The 3,160-nt window shown below is 64.7% G+C and carries 3 protein-coding genes; 2 read left to right on the top strand and 1 reads right to left on the bottom strand.

Going from position 1 to position 3,160, the window contains the following annotated elements; genetic code table 11:
* On the top strand, positions 1 to 1,274 hold a 1,274-nt coding region (rmuC, locus tag ACE5CZ_RS12070), incomplete at its 5' end, for a DNA recombination protein RmuC (RefSeq protein ID WP_374947575.1).
* Here rmuC and glpX read toward each other — a convergent pair.
* Complete coding sequence (gene glpX, locus ACE5CZ_RS12065) at positions 1,271 to 2,257, bottom strand: class II fructose-bisphosphatase (RefSeq protein ID WP_374947574.1); 987 nt, start codon at positions 2,255 to 2,257, stop codon at positions 1,271 to 1,273. The two genes, rmuC and glpX, sit on opposite strands and share 4 nt — an antisense overlap.
* 163 nt (positions 2,258 to 2,420) lie before the next feature.
* Between glpX and fbaA the strand changes: the two genes are divergently transcribed.
* Positions 2,421 to 3,160, top strand: a 740-nt coding sequence (gene fbaA, locus ACE5CZ_RS12060) for a class II fructose-bisphosphate aldolase (protein ID WP_374947573.1), incomplete at its 3' end; no start/stop codon positions are given.

Genomic DNA, 3,160 nt, shown 5'->3' with positions numbered 1-3,160 from the left:
ATCCCATACTCGCTCTCGTGCTCGGCTTGCTTCTCGGCATTGCGCTCGGCGGCACCATCGGTTGGATGCTTCGCGGCAGCAGGATTCAGGTCGTCGACCCGAAACCGGTGGCCGAGCTTCACGCCCGCTCCGCCGCCGCCGAGGCCACGATCGCGGGCCTTCGCGAACAGCTCGAGCTGCACGTGGGCCGCATCGGAGAGTTTCAGCAGAGAATTCGCGAACTGAGTGAGGCCGAAGTCGAAAGGGCGAGTTCCGATAGTCGTGTGCTCGTGGCCCTCAGCCCTGTTGCCGAGAGCCTTCGCCTCGTTCAGCGCAAGGTCTCCGAACTCGAAGAGCAGCGCCAGAAGCAGCATGGCGAGCTGAGCGAGCAATTGCGCAATGCCACCGAGAGCGAAGAACGACTGAGAAGCACGGCAGAGTCCCTCGCGTCAGCGTTACGTTCTAACAGCACCCGCGGCGTCTGGGGAGAGACGCAGCTGAGACGCGTCGTCGAAGCGGCCGGTCTGATCGAGCGCGTCGACTTCGACGTGCAGACCAGCATCCTCGGTTCCACCGGACCGGGGAGGCCCGACATGGTCGTGCACCTGCCCGGGGGCAAGAACATCGCGGTCGACGCCAAGGTTCCCTTCGATGCATACCTTGAAGCCAGTCGAATTCCCGCCACGGCCACGGGGGCCGACGGCGCCGAGAGAGACCGGCTTCTGAAGCGTCACGTGAAAGCTGTTCGCGAGCACATCACGACCCTGGGCGCCAAGAGCTACTGGACCGGCCTCGACGCCTCACCCGAGCTCGTCATCGCGTTCATCCCGAGCGAGTCGCTCGTGTCGAGCGCCCTCGAGGCCGATCCGAGCATCATGGAATTCGCGTTCTCACGTAAGGTGGCACTCGCATCGCCCGTGACCCTCTGGTCGGTGCTGAAGACCGTCGCCTACAGTTGGCAGCAAGACGTGCTCACGCACGACGCCAAGATTCTCTTCGACCTGAGTCGCGAGCTGTACACACGGCTGGCGACGACGGCCACCCACGCCGAGAAGCTGGGGCGTTCCATCGAGCGCAGCGTGCGCGACTACAACTCGTTCGTCGGCTCGCTCGAGAGGCAGGTATTTCCCACCGCCCGCAAGCTGAGCGCGCTCGACGAGTCAACAGTTCTGGGCGTGCTTCCCACCATCGACGCGCAGCGCCGCGAGCTCTCCAGCTTCGAGCTCGTGGCCGAGCTCGAGAAGAGTGAAGCGAACGCCACGAACCATCCGGGGCTGAACCCGGCGCGGGTCTAGAACCATTTGTCGGCGATGTGATCGGCCACGATCCTGCGGATGGTTCCCGAACGGCTGCGCAGCACGAGGCTCTCCGTTCGAATGACGGGGCCCTTCTTTCGCACACCGGCCACGAGGCCGCCATCCGTGACGCCGGTCGCCACGAACATCGTGTTGTTGCCTCTCACCAGATCGTCTGCCTCGTAGACCCGGTCGATGTCGAGGCCAGCATCGATGGCGCGCTGGCGCTCCTCGTCGGTCTTCGGCAGAAGACGGCCCTGAATGAGTCCGCCGAGGGCCTTGATCGCGCACGCCGTGACGATGCCCTCGGGGCTGCCGCCGATGCCGACGCACATGTCGGTTCTGGTCTCGTAACGGGCGGCGTTGATGCCACCGGCAACGTCGCCGTCGAGCAGCAGACGAGTTCCCGCGCCCGCGGCCCGAATTTCTTCGATCAGGCCGACGTGGCGCGGACGGTCGAGAACCGCCACCTTGATGTCTGAGACGTCTTTGCCTTTCGTCTTCGCCAGCGCGCGAATGTTGTCGCCGATCGGGCGGTCGATGTCGATCACGCCGATCCCCTCGGGGCCGGTGACGATCTTGTCCATGTAGAACACGCTCGAGGCGTCGAGCATGGTGCCCCGGTCAGACACTGCGATCACGGACAGGGCATTCTGCCGTCCGGCCGCCGTGAGGCTCGTTCCGTCGATCGGATCGACGGCGATGTCGCAGGCCGGTCCACGGCCGTTGCCGACGTGCTCGCCGTTGAACAGCATCGGCGCCTCGTCTTTCTCGCCTTCGCCGATGACGACGACGCCGTCGAAGTTGACGGTGGTGAGAAACGCGCGCATCGCGTCGACGGCCGCACCGTCGGCGGCGAGCTTGTCGCCGCGACCGATAAACGGGTAGGCGCGAATGGATGCCGCCTCTGTGGCCCGAACCAGTTCGAGTGCGAGGTTGCGGTCGGGGTGAAGGTAGAGTGCGTCGTTTTCGGTATTCGTCATTGAGACCTCACTGAATTCGTGGCCATGTGACGGCTCTTGTCGCACGTCATCGACTCGCTCTCTCAGAGTACCGGTGACGGCCGGTCGGCCGCGGAGCATATTGCCGCAGCACCGAAAGATGAGCCTCCCCTAAGATGAACTCGCGTAGACCCAAGGAGAGACCATGCCCATCGCAACGCCTGACCAGTACGCCCAGATGCTCGACACTGCGAAAACGAAGGGATTCGCGTATCCCGCCTTCAACGTGTCGTCGTCGCAGACCCTCAACGCCGTCCTCCAGGGACTCTCCGAGGCGCAGTCCGACGGCATCATCCAGGTGACCACCGGCGGTGCGGACTACTTCGCCGGCCACACCCGCTCGGGAGCGCGTGCGACGGGAGCGCTGGCCTTCGCCGCGTTCGCCCACGAGGTCGCCAAGAACTATCCCGTGACCGTCGCGCTGCACACCGATCACTGCCCGAAGAATGCGCTCGAGAGCTTCGTGCTTCCGCTCATCGCGGCATCGGAGACCGAGGTCAAGGCGGGGCGCAACCCGATCTTCCAGTCGCACATGTGGGACGGCTCGGCCGTGCCGCTCGCCGAGAACCTCGAGATCGCGCAGGACATGATCGCCCGCACCCGCGCCATCCACGCCATCCTCGAGGTCGAGATCGGCGTCGTCGGCGGAGAAGAAGACGGCGTGAGCCACGACATCAATGAGCACCTCTACACAACCGTCGACGACGCGATCGCGACGGTAGAGGCCCTCGGGCTCGGAGACAAGGGTCGCTATATGGCGGCACTCACTTTCGGCAACGTGCACGGCGTCTACAAGCCGGGCAACGTCAAGCTCCGCCCCGAACTCCTCAAAGAGATTCAAGACGGCGTGCAGGCCAAGTACGGAACCGGGCCGCTGCCCTTCGA

It is taken from the genome of Agreia sp. (assembly GCF_964263775.1).
Lineage (GTDB): Bacteria > Actinomycetota > Actinomycetes > Actinomycetales > Microbacteriaceae > Agreia.
This window is presented reverse-complemented; position numbering and strand designations above follow the sequence as displayed.

What these genes read in the sequence shown, in the direction of transcription:
- glpX (WP_374947574.1), bottom strand. Translation starts at nt 2,257, where the DNA reads ATGACGAATACCGAAAACGACGCACTCTACCTTCACCCCGACCGCAAC.